General features: G+C 65.9%; 18 protein-coding genes. 15 read left to right on the top strand and 3 right to left on the bottom strand.

All coding sequences use genetic code 11. The features are described 5' to 3' along the window. The first annotated feature begins 88 nt into the window (after positions 1-88). The 12 genes from putP to recO all read left to right on the top strand — a co-directional run bounded on the left by putP (position 89) and on the right by recO (position 12,017). Positions 89-1,579, top strand: coding sequence for a sodium/proline symporter PutP (gene putP, locus EBB59_RS11830; RefSeq protein ID WP_122102357.1), 1,491 nt, complete (start codon positions 89-91; stop codon positions 1,577-1,579). Continuing rightward, entirely contained in the window at positions 1,579-2,529 is a 951-nt protein-coding gene (gene miaA, locus EBB59_RS11825) for a tRNA (adenosine(37)-N6)-dimethylallyltransferase MiaA (RefSeq protein WP_122102356.1), read from the top strand. Before putP ends, miaA begins: the two co-directional genes overlap by 1 nt. 130 nt (positions 2,530-2,659) lie before the next feature. After that, on the top strand, positions 2,660-2,929 hold the full coding sequence (gene hfq / locus EBB59_RS11820) for an RNA chaperone Hfq (RefSeq protein ID WP_122102355.1): 270 nt from the start codon (positions 2,660-2,662) through the stop codon (positions 2,927-2,929). A 44-nt stretch (positions 2,930-2,973) separates the two neighbouring features. After that, positions 2,974-4,275, top strand: coding sequence for a ribosome rescue GTPase HflX (gene hflX, locus EBB59_RS11815; protein WP_122102391.1), 1,302 nt, complete (start codon positions 2,974-2,976; stop codon positions 4,273-4,275). A 98-nt stretch (positions 4,276-4,373) separates the two neighbouring features. Further along, positions 4,374-5,459, top strand: coding sequence for an FtsH protease activity modulator HflK (hflK, locus tag EBB59_RS11810; protein WP_122102354.1), 1,086 nt, complete (start codon positions 4,374-4,376; stop codon positions 5,457-5,459). 12 nt (positions 5,460-5,471) lie between these two features. Next, positions 5,472-6,344: a protease modulator HflC gene (gene hflC, locus EBB59_RS11805; RefSeq protein WP_122102353.1), complete on the top strand. Its 873-nt coding sequence runs from the start codon at positions 5,472-5,474 to the stop codon at positions 6,342-6,344. 128 nt (positions 6,345-6,472) lie between these two features. After that, positions 6,473-8,263 (top strand): translation elongation factor 4, encoded by a 1,791-nt coding sequence (gene lepA, locus EBB59_RS11800; RefSeq protein WP_170156561.1) that lies wholly within the window; start codon positions 6,473-6,475, stop codon positions 8,261-8,263. 135 nt (positions 8,264-8,398) lie between these two features. Then, complete coding sequence (gene lepB / locus EBB59_RS11795) at positions 8,399-9,205, top strand: signal peptidase I (RefSeq protein ID WP_122102351.1); 807 nt, start codon at positions 8,399-8,401, stop codon at positions 9,203-9,205. A 79-nt stretch (positions 9,206-9,284) separates the two neighbouring features. Next, the gene (locus tag EBB59_RS11790; protein WP_122102350.1) at positions 9,285-9,659 is read left to right on the top strand and encodes a DUF4845 domain-containing protein; all 375 of its coding nucleotides are present in this window, start codon (positions 9,285-9,287) and stop codon (positions 9,657-9,659) included. Then, a complete protein-coding gene (rnc, locus tag EBB59_RS11785; protein WP_122102349.1) occupies positions 9,649-10,311 on the top strand; it encodes a ribonuclease III in 663 nt (220 codons plus the stop codon). Before EBB59_RS11790 ends, rnc begins: the two co-directional genes overlap by 11 nt. A gap of 35 nt (positions 10,312-10,346) precedes the next feature. Then, entirely contained in the window at positions 10,347-11,243 is an 897-nt protein-coding gene (era, locus tag EBB59_RS11780) for a GTPase Era (RefSeq protein ID WP_122102348.1), read from the top strand. 24 nt (positions 11,244-11,267) lie between these two features. Then, complete coding sequence (gene recO / locus EBB59_RS11775) at positions 11,268-12,017, top strand: DNA repair protein RecO (RefSeq protein WP_122102347.1); 750 nt, start codon at positions 11,268-11,270, stop codon at positions 12,015-12,017. A gap of 16 nt (positions 12,018-12,033) precedes the next feature. Here the strand turns inward: recO and EBB59_RS14090 are convergent, their stop codons facing one another. The 3 genes from EBB59_RS14090 to EBB59_RS11760 form a co-directional block, all read right to left on the bottom strand. Continuing rightward, positions 12,034-12,825 (bottom strand): hypothetical protein, encoded by a 792-nt coding sequence (locus EBB59_RS14090; protein ID WP_211327742.1) that lies wholly within the window; start codon positions 12,823-12,825, stop codon positions 12,034-12,036. Continuing rightward, on the bottom strand, positions 12,826-13,698 hold the full coding sequence (locus tag EBB59_RS11765; RefSeq protein WP_122102346.1) for an acyl-CoA thioesterase: 873 nt from the start codon (positions 13,696-13,698) through the stop codon (positions 12,826-12,828). 354 nt (positions 13,699-14,052) lie between these two features. Next, positions 14,053-14,646 carry an N-acetylmuramoyl-L-alanine amidase gene (locus EBB59_RS11760; RefSeq protein ID WP_122102345.1) on the bottom strand — a complete coding sequence of 198 codons (594 nt, stop codon included), beginning with the start codon at positions 14,644-14,646 and terminating at the stop codon, positions 14,053-14,055. Positions 14,647-14,697: 51 nt separating this feature from the next. Between EBB59_RS11760 and EBB59_RS11755 the strand changes: the two genes are divergently transcribed. The 3 genes from EBB59_RS11755 to EBB59_RS13530 all read left to right on the top strand — a co-directional run. Continuing rightward, complete coding sequence (locus tag EBB59_RS11755) at positions 14,698-15,222, top strand: alpha/beta family hydrolase (RefSeq protein WP_122102344.1); 525 nt, start codon at positions 14,698-14,700, stop codon at positions 15,220-15,222. A 17-nt stretch (positions 15,223-15,239) separates the two neighbouring features. Further along, positions 15,240-17,378 (top strand): bifunctional 23S rRNA (guanine(2069)-N(7))-methyltransferase RlmK/23S rRNA (guanine(2445)-N(2))-methyltransferase RlmL, encoded by a 2,139-nt coding sequence (rlmKL, locus tag EBB59_RS11750; protein ID WP_122102390.1) that lies wholly within the window; start codon positions 15,240-15,242, stop codon positions 17,376-17,378. A 466-nt stretch (positions 17,379-17,844) separates the two neighbouring features. Continuing rightward, positions 17,845-19,759 (top strand): DUF6531 domain-containing protein (locus EBB59_RS13530; protein ID WP_147455580.1); only part of this gene is annotated, 1,915 nt, incomplete at its 3' end.

Raw genomic sequence — 19,759 nt, 5'->3', positions numbered from 1 at the left:
CGGGACTTCGTGTTGCCGGCCGGGAGGGGGGATATCGCGCCCGGCCCGAGGGTCGTTACACTCCGTCGATTCACACAGGGAACGCCGCATGACCGCCAGCCCGCAATTGCTCATCACCTTCGGTCTTTATCTCGTGGCGATGGTCGTCATCGGCTTCATCGCCTGGTGGCGCACGCGCAATTTCGACGACTACATTCTTGGCGGTCGTTCGCTCGGCGGCTATGTCACGGCGATGGCGGCGGGCGCTTCCGACATGAGCGGCTGGTTGCTGATGGGCCTGCCCGGCGCGATCTTCCTCACCGGCCTGTCGGAGGCATGGATCGCGGTCGGGCTGGTGATCGGCGCGTGGCTCAACTGGCGCTTCGTCGCGGGCCCGTTGCGGGTCTATACCGAAAAGAGCAATGACGCGCTGACCTTGCCCGATTACTTCACCACCCGCTTCGATGGGGGCGGGAAGTTGCTGCGGGTGGTCTCGGCGCTGGTGATCCTGGTGTTCTTCGCGCTATACGCCGCCAGTGGCATCGTGGCGGGCGCGCGGTTGTTCGAAAGCGTGTTCGGCATTCCCTATGCGCAGGCGTTGTGGCTGGGGGCTGCGGCCACCATTGCCTATACGCTGGTCGGCGGTTTTCTGGCGGTGAGTTGGACTGACACCGTGCAGGCGACCTTGATGATTTTCGCCCTGATCCTGACGCCGGTGATCGTGATGGTCGCCGTCGGCGGGCCGGAGGCCAGCATCGCCCTGGTCGGGCAAAACGATCCGCGCAAGCTGTCGTGGATGGGGGCGGGCGGGCTGGTCGCGGTGGTCTCGGCGCTGGCCTGGGGGCTGGGATATTTCGGTCAACCGCACATCCTGGCCCGCTTCATGGCGGCGGAGAGCCTGAAGACCATTCCCCAGGCGCGCCGCATCGGCATGACCTGGATGGTTCTGTGTCTGGCCGGAGCGGTTCTGGTGGGGTTTTTCGGCATCAGTTGGTTCGAGGCGCACCCGGAGCGCGCGGCGGGGGTCAACGCCAACCCGGAGCGGGTATTCATCGCATTGGCGGAATTGCTGTTCAATCCATGGGTCGCCGGCGTGCTGTTGTCGGCGATCCTGGCGGCGGTGATGAGCACGCTTTCGGCGCAGTTGCTGGTCTGCGCCAGCGCCTTGACCGAGGATTTCTATCATGGCTTCGTGCGGCCCGGCGCGGGGCAACGGGAGCTGGTCTGGTTCGGCCGCGCGATGGTGGCGCTGGTGGCGCTGATCGCCATCTTCATCGCCCGCGACCCGGATAGCCGTGTGCTTGGGCTGGTGAGTTACGCCTGGGCCGGATTCGGCGCGGCATTCGGGCCGGTGGTGCTGTTGTCGCTGTTCTGGCGGCGGATGAACGGCTGGGGGGCGCTGGCCGGAATCGTGGCCGGTGCGGCCACGGTGATCCTGTGGAAACAGTACGCCGGCAGTGCGCTGTACGAAATACTGCCGGGCTTCGCCGCCGGGGCGCTGTCGGTGATCGTGGTCAGCTTGCTGACGCCGCCGCCGTCGCGCGAGGTGGAGGCCGCCCACGACGAAGTGCGGGCCGAATTGGCGCGCACGGGGTACTGATGCCGGCGGATCGCCGCCCGCCCGCGGTCGCGGTGATGGGGCCGACGGCGTCGGGTAAGACCGCGTTCGCATTGGCGCTGGCGGAAGCCTTCGATGGCGAGATCGTCAGCGTCGATTCGGCGCTGGTCTATCGCCGTCTCGACATTGGCGCGGCCAAGCCCAACGCCGCCGAACAAGCGCGCGCGCGACATCATCTGATCGATCTGCGCGAGCCGTGGCAACCGTATTCCGCCGCCGAATTCGCCGCCGACGCCCGTTTGGCGCTCGATGGCATCGTCGCGCGCGGAAAACTGCCGATCCTCGCTGGCGGCACGGGCCTGTATTTCCACGCCCTGTTGCAGGGACTGGCGCCGATGCCGGAGGCCGATCCGGCCATCCGCGCCGAGCTGGCCGCGCGCGCCGGGCGCGAGGGGTGGCCGGCGCTGCACGCCGAACTGTCCCGGGTGGATGCCGAGGCCGCCACGCGTATCCATCCCACCGATCCGCAGCGCATCCAGCGTGCGCTGGAAGTCTGGCGCCTGAGCGGCAAGCCGATCTCGCAATGGCAACGCGAAGGCGCCGATACGGCTCGGCCGCCGGTGAAAGTGTTGAAGCTGGCGCTCGCGCCGGCCGGGCGCGAGGTGCTGCATCGGCGCATCGAACACCGTTTCGACACCATGCTCGAAGCCGGTTTCCTCGATGAAGTGCGCAGCCTGCGCGCTTTGCCGGCGCTGGGGGGACATCCGTCGCCGCTCGACCTGCCGGCGATCCGCGCGGTCGGTTATCGCCAAGCCTGGGAGCATCTCGATGGTCGCTACGACGTGAAAGATTTTCGCGACCGCGCGATCTTCGCCACCCGTCAGCTGGCGAAGCGCCAGCTCACCTGGCTGCGCGCCCGCCACGACGCGCGCTGGTTCGACCCGGAACGCGATGCCCGACGGCTGCGCGAGGCCGTGGCGCGGTTCGTCTGAAAATTTCCTCCACGCCCGCCGATGCCGAGCAGGAACAGCGTCATGACGCTAAACTCGTGCGTTCAATCGGGGTGCTGGCGCAGTCCGCATCACCAGAACAACAACAAACAAACGCAATACGGGGAATGAAGTGTCCAAAGCCCAATCCTTGCAGGATCCCTTTCTCAACGCTCTGCGCCGCGAGCGCGTGCCGGTCTCGGTCTATCTGGTCAACGGCATCAAGTTGCAGGGCACCATCGAGTCTTTCGACCAGTTCGTGGTGCTGCTGCGCAATACCGTGAGCCAGATGGTCTACAAGCACGCTATTTCCACCGTGGTGCCGGCGCGTAACGTGCGGGTGGGACCGGGCGGTGGTCACGTACAGTCGGCGCTGGCCGACGATCACGCGGGCGAGGATTGATGTCGCGACGCCTTGTCGTTCGCGCGGGCGCCTGAGCGGTGGAATTGTTCGACCGCTCGAAGAAGGGCGAAAACGCGTTGCTGATCCAGCCGCATCGAGGCAGCGCGCCGGAAGCCGAGGTGACGGAGGAGTTTGCCGAACTGGCGCGCTCGGCCGGCGCGCGCGTGCTGCATGTGGCGATAGCGCGCATCGATCGCCCGAACCCCGCCACCCTGATCGGCAGCGGCAAGCTGGAGGAAGTGAAGGCGCTTGCCGATGCGCTGGGCGCCGATCTGATCCTGGTCAATCACCAGTTGAGCCCGGGGCAGGAGCGCAATCTGGAAAAGGCGCTGGAGCGGCGGGTGGTGGATCGCACGGGGTTGATCCTCGACATCTTCGCCCAGCGCGCGCAGTCGCATGACGGCAAATTGCAGGTGGAACTGGCGCAGCTCAAGCACCTCGCCACCCGTCTGGTGCGTGGCTGGACCCATCTCGAACGCCAGCGCGGCGGCGCCATCGGCTTGCGCGGCCCCGGCGAGACCCAGTTGGAAACGGACCGCCGATTGCTGCAAAAGCGCGTCGAGCAGTTGCAGAAGCGGCTGGAGAAGGTCGAGGTGCAGCGCGGGCAGATGCGCCGCGCCCGGGTGCGCAGCGCGTTGCCGCGCGTGGCCCTGGTCGGTTACACCAATGCCGGCAAGTCCACCTTGTTCAATGCCCTGACCGGTGCCGGGGCCTATGCCGCCGACCAGTTGTTCGCCACCCTCGACCCGACCGTGCGCCGGATCGACCTGCCGGGCGGCCACGCGCTCCTGGCCGATACCGTCGGCTTCGTGCGCGATCTCCCGCACGAACTGGTCGCGGCCTTCCGCTCCACATTGTCCGAGGCGCGCGAGGCCGATCTGCTGCTGCACGTGATCGATGCCGCCGACCCGCTTCGAGAGGAGCGCATCCGACAAGTCGATACGGTGCTGGAGGAAATCGGCGCCGGCGATCTGCCGCAGGTGCTGGTCTACAACAAGATCGATCGCCTGGAAGGGGCGGCGCCGCGTTTCGAGCGAGGGCAGGACACCCGCCCGCGCGCCTGGTTGTCCGCCCGTGACGCGTCGGGGCTGGACGAACTGCGCGAAGGCTTGGCGCAATTGTTCGGCATGCGTCGGGTCGTCGCCCGTCTGCATCTGCCCAGCGATGCCGCGCGCTTGCGGTCGCAGTTGCACGCGCTGGGGGCGATCCGCGCCGAGTCGCATGACGAGGCTGGCTGGGCGCTCGACATCGACTTGCCGGAGAGCGATGCCCGGCGTCTGTTGGCCGAGCCGCAAGCCGCCCCCCTGCGCGCGCTCTTGCCTGCGGACGAGAGCGACCCCACCTAGACCAAGCGCGCCGCATCGATGCCGGCACGTCCGGGCGATGCCCGCTAGAATCCCCGATCCACCCGCGTCGCGCCCGACGCGATACCCATGGAGCAGGCATGGCCTGGAACAAGCCCGGCAACGGCAATTCCGACAACCCGACCCCCCCACCACGTTCGTCCGGCGGCGGTGGCCGCAATCCGCTCGATGGGCTGCTTCAGCAATTGCGCGGGCTGTTCGATGGCGGCAATCCGCTGCGTTGGGCGCTGGTGGCGCTGGCGCTGTGGCTGGTCTTTTCCAGCTTCGTGCTGGTGGCCGAGCAGCAGCGCGGCGTGGTGCTGCGTTTCGGCCAGTTCAACCGCCTCATGCAGCCGGGGCCCAACTTCAAACTGCCGTGGCCGTTCGAGCAAGTCACCAAGGTCAACGCCACCAAGATCCAGACTTTCGACGTCACGGTGCCGGTGCTCACCAGCGACGAGAACATCGTCAACGTGCAGATCAACGTGCAATACCGGGTTGGTGATCCGCGCCAGTACCTGTTCGGCACCCGCAACGCCGACGATGTGCTGAAGCAGGCCGCGCTCAGCACCGTGCGCGAGCAGGTCGGGCGCGCCCCGCTGGACACCGTGCTGGGCGCGCGCGCCGCGCTTGGCGTGGCGGCCCGGGAGCAGTTGCAGAAGTCGCTCAACGCCTATCGCACCGGGCTGACCGTCACCGAGCTGAACTTGCAGAACGCCCGCCCGCCGGACGAGGTCAAGCCGGCTTTCGATGATGTCAACAGCGCCCAGCAGGACAAGGACCGCGTGATTAGCATCGCGCGCTCCTACGCCGCCCAGGTGGTGCCGGAAGCGCGCGGCCAGGCCGCCAGCATCCGTACCGCGGGCGAGGGCTACAAAGCCGCGAAGGTCGCCCGCGCCACGGGTGACGCAGCCCGCTTCAGCCTGCTGGTGAACGAATACAAATCGGCGCCGGAAGTCACCCGCAAGCGTCTGTGGTTGGAAACCGTGCAGGAAGTGCTGGCCGAGAACCGCAAGGTGGTCGGCGGCGACGGCCGCCAGTTGATCTACGTGCCGATGCCCGGGCAGGGCGATGCCAGCGCCGCTGCCGCGCCGGCATCGGCGCCGGTGGTGGTGCCGGCCGAACCCGCCGTGCCCGCCGCATCCGCCCATTCTCCGCGCCCCGAGCGCACCCCGCGCGGCAACTGAGGAGGCCCAGGTATGAATACTTTCGTCTCTCGTGTCCTGCCGCTGGTCGTCGTCGCCCTGCTGTTGGCGATGGGCTCGTTCTACGTCGTGCGCGAGGGCCAGACCGCCATCGTGCTCAACCTCGGCCGGGTCGTTCGCGCCGATATCGGGCCGGGGCTGCACTTCAAGGTGCCGCTGATCGAGTCCGCGAGCATCTTCGACCGTCGCTTGCAGGTGCTCGATGCCGATTCCGAGCGTTATCTCGATTCCGAGCGCAAGGACCTGAGCGTCGATTTCTTCGCGCTCGGCATGATCGAGAACGCCAGCGCCTTCTATCGCGCCACCGATGGCGGCGACGAGGCAGTGGCCGCGCAGCGTCTGGCGCCGATCATCAAGGATGCCCTGCGCAACGAAATCAACTCGCGCACCTTGCAGCAGGTGGTCTCCGGCAATCGCGCCGAGGTGGTCAAGCAGCAGCTCGACACCATCAACGAGGGCGCGAAGAACATCGGCGTGCGCATCATCGACCTGCGCCTGAAGCAGATCGAGCTGCCGACCGATAGCGACGTGATTGGCGATGTCTACAACCGCATGCGCGCCCAGCGCCAGCAAGTCGCCAGCAAGTTGCGCGCCGAGGGCGAAGAGCAGGCCCGGGAGATCCGCGCCCGGGCCGACCGCGACCAGACGGTGATCCTGTCCGAGGCCGAGCGCGACGCCCAGAAGCTGAGAGGCGAGGGCGACGCCGAAGCCGCCCGCCTGTACGCGCAGGCGGCCAACAAGGATCCCGGCTTCTACGCCTTCCAGCGCAGCCTGGATGCCTACCGCGCTTCGTTCAAGGACGGCAAGGCGGTGATCGTGCTGGAACGCAACGATCCCTTCCTGCAATACCTGCGCAGCGACCGTTGAGCCGGCGGCGGTTCCGGCGCCGGCGGCCTCCGGGCGCGGCCGGCGCCGTGCGATAATCCTCCGCTTGATTTTCGAAGGGCCGCGTTGGCGGCTGAATCGCCACGATGTCGTCCGAAATCCCAGAATCCATGCGGTTGATCCGCAACTTCTCCATCATCGCCCACGTCGACCACGGCAAGTCGACGCTGGCCGACCGCATCATCCAGCTCTGCGGCGGCCTCCAGGACCGCGAGATGGAAGCGCAGGTGCTCGATTCCAACCCGATCGAGCGTGAGCGCGGCATCACCATCAAGGCGCAGTCGGTCTCGCTGCCGTACAAGGCCAGGGACGGGCAGGTCTACCAGCTCAACTTCATCGATACCCCCGGCCATGTCGATTTCAGTTACGAAGTCAGCCGCTCGCTGGCCGCCTGCGAGGGTGCATTGCTGGTGGTGGACGCGGCGCAGGGCGTCGAGGCGCAATCGGTCGCCAACTGCTACACGGCGGTGGAGCAGGGGCTGGAAGTGATCCCGGTCATCAACAAGATCGATCTACCGACCGCCGACATTCAACGCGCCAAGGACGAGATCGAGGCGGTCATCGGTATCGATGCCGACGACGCGGTGCCGGTCAGCGCCAAGACCGGCCTCAACGTGTCGGACGTGCTGGAGGCGATCGTCAACCGCATCCCGCCGCCGCGCCCGCGCGATACCGACCGCTTGCAGGCGTTGATCATCGACTCCTGGTTCGACAATTACCTGGGCGTGGTCTCGCTGGTGCGCATCATGCAGGGCGAACTGAAGCCCGGCGACAAGATGCTGGTGATGTCCACCGGCCGTACCCACCAGGTCGACAACGTGGGCGTGTTCACCCCCAAGCGCAAGGTGCTGAAGCGGCTCAGGGCCGGTGAGGTGGGCTGGATCACCGCCTCGATCAAGGATGTGCACGGCGCCCCGGTGGGCGACACCCTGACTCATGCCGGCCATCCGGCGCCGGCGCCGCTGCCCGGCTTCCAGGAAATGCAGCCGCGCGTGTTCGCCGGGCTGTTCCCGGTCGATGCGGAGGACTATCCCGACCTGCGTGAGGCGCTGGACAAGCTGCGCCTGAACGATGCCGCGCTCAGGTTCGAGCCGGAAAGCTCGGAGGCGATGGGCTTTGGTTTTCGCTGCGGCTTCCTCGGCATGCTGCACATGGAAATCGTGCAGGAGCGGCTGGAGCGCGAATACGACCTCAACCTCATCACCACCGCGCCGACCGTGGTCTACGAAGTGCTGAAGACCGACGGCGAGGTGATGCCGCTGGACAACCCGGCCAAGCTGCCGCCGGTGAACATGGTGGAGGAAATCCGCGAGCCGATCATTCGCGCCAACATCCTCACCCCGCCGGATTACGTCGGCAACGTCATCAAGCTGTGCGAGGAGAAGCGCGGCACCCAGATCGGCATGACCTACATGGGCAGCCAGGTGCAGATCAGCTATGAGCTGCCAATGGCCGAAGTGGTGCTGGACTTCTTCGACAGGCTGAAATCGGTGAGCCGCGGTTATGCCTCGCTCGATTACCATTTCCTGCGTTTCGACGCCGGCCCCTTCGTGCGCGTGGATACGCTGATCAACGGCGACAAAGTGGACGCGCTGTCGATCATCTGCCACCGCCAGCATGCCGACCGTCGTGGCCGCGAGCTGACCGAGAAGATGAAGGAATTGATTCCGCGTCAGATGTTCGACGTCGCCATTCAAGCCGCCATCGGCAGCCAGATCATCGCCCGCACCACCGTCAAGGCGCTGCGCAAGAACGTGCTGGCGAAGTGTTACGGCGGCGACGCCACCCGCAAGAAGAAACTCTTGGAGAAACAGAAGGAAGGCAAGAAGCGGATGAAGCAGGTTGGCCGCGTCGAGATTCCGCAGGAAGCCTTCCTCGCCGTCTTGCAGGTGGATAAATGAGGCCAAGGGCCGGGCGGTGGGAAGAGGCGCATCTTGCCGCTGTTCCGTTCCCGTTTTTTTGCGGGCTGTCCCGGTGCTCGATACAAACGTTTCCGTTCTTTCCCGGCCTCTGGCCTCTGACCCCTGGATCCTGACATGCGCTGGTTCGAAATCACTCTGGTCACGTTCACCCTGGTCACGGCCGTGTTCTGGGCGCTGGACAAGTTTGTGCTCAGGAAGCGTCGCGCCGAGGCCGGTCTGCTGGCCGAGGAGCATGTCCCCTGGTACATCGACTATTCCAATGCGTTCTTCCCGGTACTGCTGGCGATCCTGATCCTGCGCAGCTTCATCGCCGAGCCGTTCCGCATCCCCACCGGCTCGATGATCCCGACGCTCAAGATCGGCGATTTCATCCTGGTCAACAAGTTCGCCTATGGCCTGCGCCTGCCGGTGACCAACAGCAAGATCGTATCGATCGGCGAGCCCGAGCGCGGCGACGTGGCGGTGTTCCGCTATCCCGGCATGGGTAAGGACGACCCGGATGCGGGTATCGATTTCGTCAAGCGGGTGATCGGTATGCCGGGCGACCATGTCGTCTACCAGCGCGGCGTGCTCACCATCAACGGCAAGCCGCTGGCCTACAAGGCGCGCGGGCCGGTGGAGATCCGCAGCGGCGATGACGGCATCGCGCTGCCGGGCATGTTGATCGAGGAAACCGTGGGCAAGCGCCCCCACCTAGTGCAGAACTACCTCCAGAGCCTGGAGCAGGGCGGCATGGGCGATGGCGAGTTCCAGGTACCGCCCGGCCATTACCTGGTGATGGGCGACAATCGCGACAACAGCCTGGATGGTCGCTTCTGGGGCATGCTTCCGGAAAAAAACCTGCGTGGCAAGGCATTCCTGGTCTGGATGAACTGGAACAAAGGCGTGGACTTCTCCCGTATCGGCGAGCGTATTCCGTGAGCTCGATGGGTAATCAGTCTCGTCAAACCGCGCCCGAGGCTCTAAGCTTCGCCGAATTCAATCGCGAGGGGATGGGGTAATGAACAAGCGCGAACGTGGAATCACGCTGACCGGCTTTCTGATGGCGCTGGCGGTCGCCGGGTTCTTCCTGTTCATCGGCATGAAGTTGTTCCCGATGTACCAGGAGTTCTGGAGCGTCAAGAAAGCGCTGAAGAGCGTCGCCGAGGATGGCAGCGTGTCCACCGATCCGGCCAGCATCCGCAACTCGCTGGGCCGGCATTTCGATGTGGGCTACGTGGAAGACGTGAAGCCGAGGGACATCAAGGTCGAGCGTTCGCGCAGCGGCGGCGCGCAGATCAGCATCGATTACGAGGTGCGCAAGCCGCTCTTCTACAACCTGGATATCGTTGGCAAGTTCAGCGCCAGCGAGGAAAAGCGCGCCGGTGCCGAATAAGCGCATCGGCCACGGCTTCGCCCACCCCGCGCTGCTGGCGCAGGCGTTGCGCCACCGCAGCGCCGGCCAGCCGCACAACGAACGGCTGGAATTCCTTGGCGATGCCATCGTCAACCTGCTCGCCGCCGAGGCGCTGTACGCGGCTTGGCCGAAAGCCGACGAAGGCGCGCTGACCCGCGCGCGCGCCGAACTGGTGCGCGAATCGGCGCTGGCCGGGATCGCCCGCAGGCTCGATCTTGGCGCGCATCTCAGCCTGGGGCCCGGCGAGATGAAGTCCGGTGGCCACCGCCGCGATTCGATCCTGGCCGATGCGGTCGAGGCCATCGTTGGCGCGGTTTATCTCGACGCCGGGCTGGAGGCGGCCCGCCGCGTCGCCATGCCCTGGTTCCAGCCATTGATCGACGCGCTGCCGTCGCCCAATAAGGTCGGCAAGGACGCCAAGACGCGCTTGCAGGAATGGTTGCAGGCGCGCGCCAAGCAACTGCCGATGTATGCCTTGCTCGAAGAGCGCGGCGAGGAGCATGCGCGGCACTTCCTGGTGGCCTGCCGGCTGTCCGATCCGGCGTTGGAAACCCCCGGCGAGGGCGGTTCGCGCCGCGCCGCCGAGCAGGCCGCCGCCGCGAGCATGCTGGCGCGGCTGGAAAACGACTGAACGGCTGGCGCCCGCAACCGGCCTACAATTCCCGCATGAGCGAACAACCCTACCGCGCCGGCCACGTTGCCGTCATCGGCCGGCCCAATGTCGGCAAATCCACCCTGATCAACGGCCTGGTCGGCACCAAGGTCAGCATCACCTCCGACCGCCCGCAGACCACCCGTCACCGCATGCTCGGCATCGCCAGCTTCGATGGCGGCCAGATCGCGCTGGTGGACACGCCCGGCATCCACGGCGCGCAGAACAAGGCGATGAGCCGGGTACTCAATCGCGCCGCGCGCGGGGCGCTGGAAGGTGTGGATGCCGCCTTGCTGGTGGTCGAGGCGGGGCGCTGGGATGCTGAGGATCAGATGGCGCTGGATGCGCTCGCGCAGGCGAAAGTGCCGGTGGTATTGGTAATCAACAAGACCGACCGCTTGCGCGACAAGGCCGAGTTGCTGCCGTTCCTGGCCGAAGTGGGCGCTGGCCGCGATTTCGTCGCCGTGCATCCGCTTTCCGCGCTCAAGCGCAAGGGGCTGGAAGACCTGGTGCGAACGCTCTTGCCGCTGCTACCCGCGCAAGCCGCGCTGTACGACGAGGACGACGTCACCGACCGCAGCATGCGATTCCTCGCCGCCGAGTTCGTGCGCGAGCAGTTGATGCGCCAGCTCGGCGCCGAATTGCCTTACGCGGCGGCGGTGGAAATCGAGCGCTTCGAGGAGGATGGGGCGTTGTTCCGCATCGGCGCGGTGATCTGGGTCGAGCGCGAGAGCCAGAAGGCCATCGTCATCGGCAAGGGTGGCGCCCGCCTGCGCGGCATCGGCACCAAAGCGCGAGAACAGATGGAAAAGCTCTTCGGGCGCAAGGTGTTTCTGGAAACCTGGGTGCGCGTGCGCCAGGGCTGGTCCAACGACGAGGCCGCCCTGCGCGTGCTCGGCTACGGCGAATAGACGGGCGGGGCGGGCGGCGGCGCAATGCGCATTTCCAGCCAAGCCGCCTTCGTGCTGCACGCGCGGGCCTGGCGCGAGACCAGCCTGCTGGTCGAGGCGCTATGTGCAGAACATGGGCGCATCGGCCTGGTGGCGCGTGGCGTATCCACGCCCAGGCGGCATGCGCTGCGGGCGGCGTTGCAACCGTTGCAATGCGTGCGGCTGGAGGCCGTGCAGCGTGGCGAACTGGCCACCTTGCAGGTAGCGGAAGCCATCGACGGCGCGCCCCGGCCATCCGGAGATGCCGCGCTGGCCGCGTTCTATCTCAACGAACTCACCCTGCGGCTGACGCCGCGCCTCGACCCCTTGCCGGAGCTGCACGCCGCTTACGCACGCACCCGCCGCGATCTTGGCGGCGCCGCCGCTTCGCTGCCGTGGAGCCTGCGCCGCTACGAGCGCGACCTGCTCGATGCGATCGGTTTCGGCTTCGACTGGGCGCATGACGGCGATGGCGAGCCGATCGACCCGGCCGCGCGCTATCGCCTCGATCCCGAGCACGGCCCGCGCCGCCTGCTGCGCGATCGCGGCAGCGAGGATCGCCGCGATACCGCCACGGGCGCGGCGCTGCTGGCCCTGGCCGCCGATCACCGTCCCGGCGACGACGATCTCGCCAGCCTGCGCCGGCCGATGCGCGCCCTGCTGGCGCGGCATCTCGGCGCGCGCGGACTGAAATCGTGGGAAATGGCGGCGCAGTTGCGGCGGCTGCATGCCGGCGGCGGCGCGGGGCGCGAGTAAAGCGGCTGGATCAACCCTAGGGCAATTCGCGCAGCACTTCCCAGGCGCGGCCCTCGCGGCGTACTTCGTGGCGGCGCTTCGCGCCGGCCTTGCCCGAGCGCCATTCCACCTCGACCGTACCGGAGCCGGAGCCATCGGTACGGTAATCGCGCACTTCGATGCGGGCTTCGGCGCTGGCGCAGTCGGCGGACGCGGGGTGGGCGATGCCGCTCACTTCCAGACCATCGCGCTTCAGGCAGGCGCGTTGGATGTCCGCACTGTCGGCAATGCGCGCGAACATCAGCTCGGCCAGCGCGGTCGGCACTTCGGCCCGATAAACCTGATCGAGCGCGCGCGCCGCCGCCATCGCCGGGGGCGCGGGGCGCGTATTGGCGGCGGCTGGTGCGGGTGCGTCATGGCGAGGCGCCTGGTAGCGCCACCATAGGCCCATCGCGATCACCAGACCGATCCCGAACAGGAGGGCGATACGCAGGCGCCCGGGCGAGAACAATCGCGGGCCGGCCTCGCGCTGGCCGGTGGCGGGGACATACTGGCTGGGCGCGAAGCTGCCGCGCGCTTCCGGCCGCGTACTGTCGATCAGGCCGGCCTCGCGTAGCAGTTGCCGCGCCTTGGGCTGGTCATCGGAGCGGATCACCCAGACCGTGGCCTGCTCAGCGCTGGCTGGCGGGGCGCGGTAGCTGAAACCACGCCGGTAGCCGCCCTTGTAGGAGCGGCCGTTACGGATGCGGGTGGCGATGCCGTGCTCGTTCAACAGGCGCGCCACGCCTTCGACGTTTTCCAGCCTCGGGCTGGAGAACACCTGGCGCACTCAGGCGTCCTTCCCGTCGAGAACGCGGATCATGCCTTCCTGCGAGGTGCTGGCCACCAGCCGGCCCTGGGTGTCGAAGATCTGGCCGCGCGCCAGCCCCAGCGAATTCTGCGCGCTCGGGCTGTCGATCGAATACAGCAGCCATTCGTCGGCGCGAAAGGGGCGATGGAACCACAGCGCGTGGTCGAGCGAGGCCATCTGCACTTCCGGGTGGTAGTAGCTGATGCCGTGCGGAAAGTTGGCGGTGCCAAGCAGGTGGAAATCGCTGGCATAGGCGAGCAGGGCGCGATGCAGCGCCGGCGCGTCGCCGACTTTCTCGGCCAGGCGGAACCAGACCTGTTGGAACGGCGGGCGCTTGGGCGGCTTGAGTTCGTCGCGCGGGTAAACGTGGCGGAACTCGAACGGGCCGGCGCGGTCGAGCCAGCGCTGGATCTTGATCGGCAGTGTTTCCAGCATCGATGGCGGCACCACCGGATCGGGTTCGACGTCCTCGGGGCGCGGCACTTCGGGCATCGACAATTGGTGCGTGGCGCCTTCTTCGTGGATATGGAAGGAGGCCGCGCAGAAGAAGATCGCCTTGCCATGTTGGATCGCGGTGACGCGGCGCACCGAGAAACTGCCGCCGTCGCGGGTGCGGTCCACTTCGTAGACGATCGGCGCGTTGATGTCGCCGGCGCGCAGGAAATAGGCATGCAGCGAATGCGCCTCGCGCGGGGATTCCATCGTCGCCTGCGCCGCCGACAGCGCCTGGCCCAGCACTTGGCCGCCGAATACGTATTTGGTGCCGATGTCGCGGCTCTGGCCGCGGAACAGGTGGTCTTCGAGGCGTTCGAGCGTGAGCAGCTCGAGCAGTTCGGATACGGGCGGGGACATGGCGGGACGAGGGCTGGCGGGGCGGCAGTATAGCGGCGGCGGGTTTTTCGCCGCCCGTGCGGCTTGGCGCGTGGCGTCCCCGCTGCCGCGGGAGAAGGCGGCGGCAATCGCCCGCCCACCGCGAAGGCCGGGCTTCCGGCCTTGATCCGCCGGGCGATGGCACGACACGGCGCGGCCACCGTGGGGCGAGGCGTATTCGACCACCGGCCGTGGCGGGCCGCGCGCCGGCAGGCGCCGATCGCCATGGCGGATGCGTGTTCGCCTTCGAGCAATAGCGCGTCCGTCGCGCGGCGAAGGGGGCCGGCGCTTGAGCGTCATGCGCCGGCCCGGCCCGAAGCGCGCCTTGGATGGGCTTCACCGTTCGTCGGGCGGGAGCGCGGCTTGGCCGATTCGCACGAGTGGACTGCCGGCCAGCACCCGCGCCCACGGGAAGCGCGGGCCGGGGTCGCGCTTGCGGCATACCCGCCGCGAGGGATCGTCGCTGGCCTCGACCGTTTCGGTGTCCAGTTCGTCGTGGCCGGCGATGCGCGCGAGCGCGGGCAGGCGTGCATGCAGCGCGCGCAGCAGCGCGATCAGAGCCGCGATCTGCGCTTCAGCATACGGTTCGTCCATCGCCTGATTTCGTGAATCCAGCCAGTCCGGCCAGCGCCCGCGGTTCACCAGTTCGATGCCGAGGCTGTGCGCGTTCATCCCACGTACGTGGTGGGCGATGCGGGTTTCCGCCACCCAGCGCTCGATCCGGCCATCGCGGTCGATGTAGTAGTGGCCGCTGTTGCCGCTGCGCGAATGCGGGTAAAGGACCCGCTCGCCGTATTCGCGCGCAGTGGCGAGATCGGGCAGCTCGGTGCAATGGATGACCACCAGGTCGATGTCGTGAAGCGCGCGCGCGCCGAGATGGCCGGCATAGGGCAGGGGGCGGTCGAGGATGTCGATGGCCGGTTCTCGCATGCCGCGATGCTAGCAGGCCGTTCCTGGGGTGGCGGCAGTTAACATGTCGGCATGACAGGTCACTGCATTCTTTCCCACGGCTTCGAAAGCGGGCCCGACGCCACTAAAGTCACCGCGCTCGCCGAAGCCGCCGAGGCGCTTGGCTGGAGCCACGAACGCCCCGATTACACCGATCTCGACGCCCAGCGCGAAGTCAGCCAACTGGGCAACGTGCCAGCGCGCATCGAACGGCTGCTGGCGCTGGCGGAAAACGCCGCCCGGCGTGGCCCGCTGGTGCTGGCCGGCTCCAGCCTGGGCGCGTACATCTCGAGCCTGGTCTCGTTGCGGGTACCGGTGGCCGGCCTTTTCCTGCTGGCCCCGCCGATCCGCATGGGCAGCGCCCACCCGCTCGATGCCGCGCCGGTGCCGACCTCGATCGTCCACGGTTGGCGCGACGAACTGATCCCCGCCGACGAAGTGGTGATGTGGGCGCAGGCGCGTCGCGACCGGCTGCTCTTGGTGGACGATTCGCATCGGCTCAGTGAGCACGTCGAATCCGGCAAGCTGGCGTTCGCCGCATTGCTGGCCGGGCTTTGAACACGGATGCGACGCCGATGAAATTCTTCGCCAGCTGTGGCAAGGGCTTGGAATACCTGCTGGCCGACGAGTTGGCCGCGCTGGGCTGTGCCCGCGCCACCGCCACCAACGCGGGCGTGAACGTGGAAGGCGAATTGCCCGATGCCCTGCGCGCGGTGCTGTGGTCGCGCTTCGCCAGCCGCGTGCTGTGGCCGCTGGCCGAATTCGACTGCCCGGACGAAGCAGCGCTCTATGCCGGCGCCCGCGCCATCGACTGGCCCCGGCATCTCGATCCCGACATGACCCTGGCGGTGGACGCGCACGTCTCCGGCGATGGCATCACCCATGCCCGCTTTGCCGCGCAACGTTTGAAGGATGCGGTGGTGGACGTCCTGCGCGAGGCCAGTGGCCAGCGCCCCTCGGTCGATGCCGAATCGCCCGACCTGCGTCTCAACCTGGTCGTGAAGAAGGGCCGCGCCATCGTCTCGGTCGACCTCTCGGGCGGGCCGATGCACCGGCGTGGCTGGCGCGCGGAGCAGGGCGAGGCGCCGCTGAAGGAGAACGTCGCCGCCGCGGTGCTGGCGCGCGGCGGCTGGCCGTGCCGCTATCGCGAAGGCGGCGCCTTGCTCGACCCGATGTGCGGCAGCGGCACGCTGGTGATCGAGGCCGCGCTGATCGCCGCCGACGTCGCCCCCGGTCTGCAACGCCACGGCCTGCGCCTGCCCAGCGCCTGGAAGGGCTTCGACCGCGAGGGCTGGCATGCGCTGACGATGGCGGCCGAGGCGCGCGCCAGGGCCGGCCTTGCCGCCTTGCGTCCGGCATTCTTCGGCCACGACCTCGACCCGCGCGCGGTCCGCGCCGCGCGCCGCAATGCGGAAGCCGCCGGGGTCGCCCACGCGCTGCGGTTCGAACAAGGCGACATCGCCGCGCTGACCGCGCCCGCGGCGGAAGGCCCGGGGCTGGTCGTCTGCAACCCGCCCTACGACGCCCGCCTCGCCGCCGATGCCGCACTCTACCGCGCGCTTGGCGATGCGTTGAGGCGCGCCACGCCCGCATGGTCGGCCAGCCTCCTCTGCGGCGACGCGGAGCTTGCCCGCGCCACCGGCCTGTTCGCGCGCAAGGTCTATCGCGTCTTCAACGGTCCCATCGAATGCGCGCTGATCGCGGTGGACGAAATCGCCCCGCCCAGGAGCGAACAGGCCGCGCCGCGCCCGCTTTCCGACGAAGCGCGGATGGTCGCCAACCGCATCGAGAAGAATCTGCGCAAGCTCAAGAACTGGCGCAAGCGCGAGGGCATCGAGTGCTTCCGCGCCTACGATGCCGACATCCCCGAATACGCCGCCGCCATCGATGTCTATGCCGATGCCGACACTGGCGAGCGTTGGCTGCATGCGCAGGAATACGCCGCGCCGGCCTCGATTCCCGAGGCGCTGGCGAAGAAGCGACTGGGCGATTTGCTGGCCGCCGTGCGCCATGTCTTCGAGGTGCCCAAGACGCGCGTCGCGCTCAAGACCCGGGCCACCGGCAAGGGCGGCGGCAAATACGGCCGCTTCGCCGACACCGAGGCGTTCATCGTGGTGCGCGAGGGTGCGGCGCGCCTACGCGTCAATCTGTTCGATTACCTCGATACCGGCCTGTTCCTCGACCACCGTCCGCTGCGCGCGCGGCTGGCGCGGGAATCGGCAGGCAAGCGCTTCCTCAACCTGTTCTGCTACACCGGCGCGGCCAGCGTGCGGTCGGCGGTCGGTGGCGCGGCGGAGACCACCAGCGTCGATCTTTCCGCCACTTATCTGCAATGGTTCGCCGACAACCTGCGCGAGAACGGCCAGGGCGGGGCGCGCCATCGCATCGTCCAGGCCGACGTGATGGAGTGGCTGGCATCCGAGCATGGCCGCTTCGACGTGATCTTCTGCGACCCGCCGACCTTCTCCAACTCCAAGCGCGCCGAGGATTTCGACGTCCAGCGCGACCACGCGCGGCTGATCCGCGCCGCCATCGCCAGGCTGGCCCCGGGCGGCGTGCTGTATTTCTCCAACAACTTCCGCCGTTTTCGGCTCGATCAGGACGCGCTGGCCGACGTCGGCGCGATCGAGGACATCAGCGCCTCGACCATCCCGGCGGATTTCGAGCGCAACCCGCGCATCCACCGCGCCTGGCGGATCACCGCGCGCACCTGAGCCGGATCGAAACGGCAGATTGCCGGGTCTGTGCGAAGGGGGCGATTTCCCCCGCATTCTGCTTGCTCGTTCAGTCAGAGTCACCAATTGGCGAAGGGGGCCTGATTTGGGGGCTCAGTTTGAATATTGACATGCTTGAGTGGTCAGGGGTGAAGGTGCATACTCGACGCATGACCAAGCCAAAGCGCCCCTAGGACATTAATCAGCTTGCGAAGCTGATCGTCGATATGGCTACATCTGGCCATGGCGATGCCAAGGGCTCGGTCGAAGTGGGGGCTGAAGGTGTTGTGGCTAGGGTAAGGTACTAACCAGAGTACAACGCCACGAAATTGCCAGCAAAGCTCACAAGGCTCGCTGGGGCAAACAAGGTGGAAATGGATTTTGATAGCTGGCTTGCTACGTTTCTCGTGCGTAGCAAATCAGGTGTGATACAAGTTCGCATCGTTTCTCGTACCAGGGGAGTGGTATGCAAAATTCTGTTTTGAGGCGTGTTGTTCGCTTTGGCCAGCTCGCGGGCGTTGCGGCATTGATAGGTATTTCGACTGATGTCAGCTCCCAATCAACTGGTCCGACCATCTGGAATGACTTGCCCAATAGCGCTGTCCCGGATGCGGATTATTGCGTCGTCAGTACCGGTCAGTGCTATACCTCGAGGGCGGCCGCCGAGACGGCGATGCGCGCTGGAACGACGATTGGTCCGTATCTCCGGGAGAAATTTACAAGCTTTGTAAGTAGTGGTGTCATGGATATCGTCTATGGTGCCGATGATCGTGCCCCAGAGCATATCTACGGACCGGGTTACCAGAATGGCTGGAAAGCAGATGCAAGTGTGTGCCCACAGTCGGATATTCCAAATCTAACCGGTGCGACGGTGGGGGGGTATTGTAACTCAGAGCAGTCGGCGGTTGATGCCATATATAACTGGCTTTTATATTCGTATCCAGAGTGTGTGCATACAGAGATTGGATATTCAGGCAGTTATGTCAATCCCATGTATATGGTCGATGCGACAACGGCAAGCGCTGGACGTATGTTGCACTACAACTCTTCCCCGAGGCGAAAATTTACATATATGGTTCAGTGCCCTGGATGGGCTGAACCAGATCAGCGGGTTATCAATTTGAGCAAATTCTCGGAATTCGTATGTCCGGCAGGATTTCGTCCCATCAGTGATTATCTTGCGGGGAAAAACCCAAATGGCGCATCTGGTGGAGTCGTTTGGCCCAATCTTTGCACGACCGGAGAAACACATAGTATCAGGACAGTGATTCGACCATCCAGTTGTCTGAAAATCGGGCACCCGTGTAGCCCATCAACTGGGGATAAGTCGCGTCAAGAAGTTGATTTTGAGTTCGCTGGCCGTCAATTCAGTCGCTTCTATCATTCTCGACCGCAATGGCGGAAAGACGATGCGCTGGGGGTGGGTTGGACACACTCATTTAGTGACATGACGAGTTTGGGCGGTACCCGCTTCTATATTGACGAGAACGGAGGGTATTGGCCCTTATTGAATGGCGGCAATGGCCAGCTTTACGTGCCGGGGACAGGGGCTACGCTGCTTCAAAACAACTGGGAAAGCGATATGTTCTTCCCCAATGGCGATGTGTATCACTTCGATGACTATGGGAATGTCACATCGATCAAGAACGCCAGGGATCCGCGTCGGAATATCACGCTGACCTATTCTGGATTGGGGGCGGACCTGCGATTGACAGCCATGACGGATATCAGTGGACGATCGGTGCAGCTCAGCTATATGAGCGGCCGGCTGTCCAGCATTTTGCTACCCACGGGTCAAACAATCACCTATGGCTATGACGTGCGCGCGAATTTGACATCCGTTGATTACGGCAACGGTCAAGTCAAGCAATACGTGTATGGAGAATCTGGCTTGGCACCTAATGGCGATGCTGGCCTCCTGACCGGGATCATTTCCGAAGACGGCAAGCGTTACGGCACCTTTGGTTATGACGAATACGGCCGAGTGATTTCCAGTGTGCTACATGGCGAGAATGGCCCCACCGAGAGCACGGATCTTCGCTTTCCAGATGCCACGCACACCGTGGTCAAGACGATGACAGGTGAGTTGCAAACCTACGCCTTTACAAGCGATCAATATCGCAGGCCACTTTCGATCGCAAGCAATGCGAGGAGCGAATCCAGCACCTATGATAGCCATGGTAGAAAGTTGAGTCACACCGATGGCCGGGGTGTGCAGACCACTTATGCCTATAACGCATCGGGTCAACTCTCTCAACAAATCGAAGCGGCGAACGACACTACCGGCGATAAGCGCACCACACAAACGGACTGGCACGCCACGCTGAACGTACCCGTGGCGCGCCGAGTGCTGGATGCCGCCGGTCAGTGGGTTTCCCAAG

Source organism: Solilutibacter pythonis (assembly GCF_003697345.1).
Lineage (GTDB): Bacteria > Pseudomonadota > Gammaproteobacteria > Xanthomonadales > Xanthomonadaceae > Solilutibacter > Solilutibacter pythonis.
Note: the sequence above shows the minus strand (reverse complement) of the source record. Positions and strands in the feature narration are given on the sequence as shown.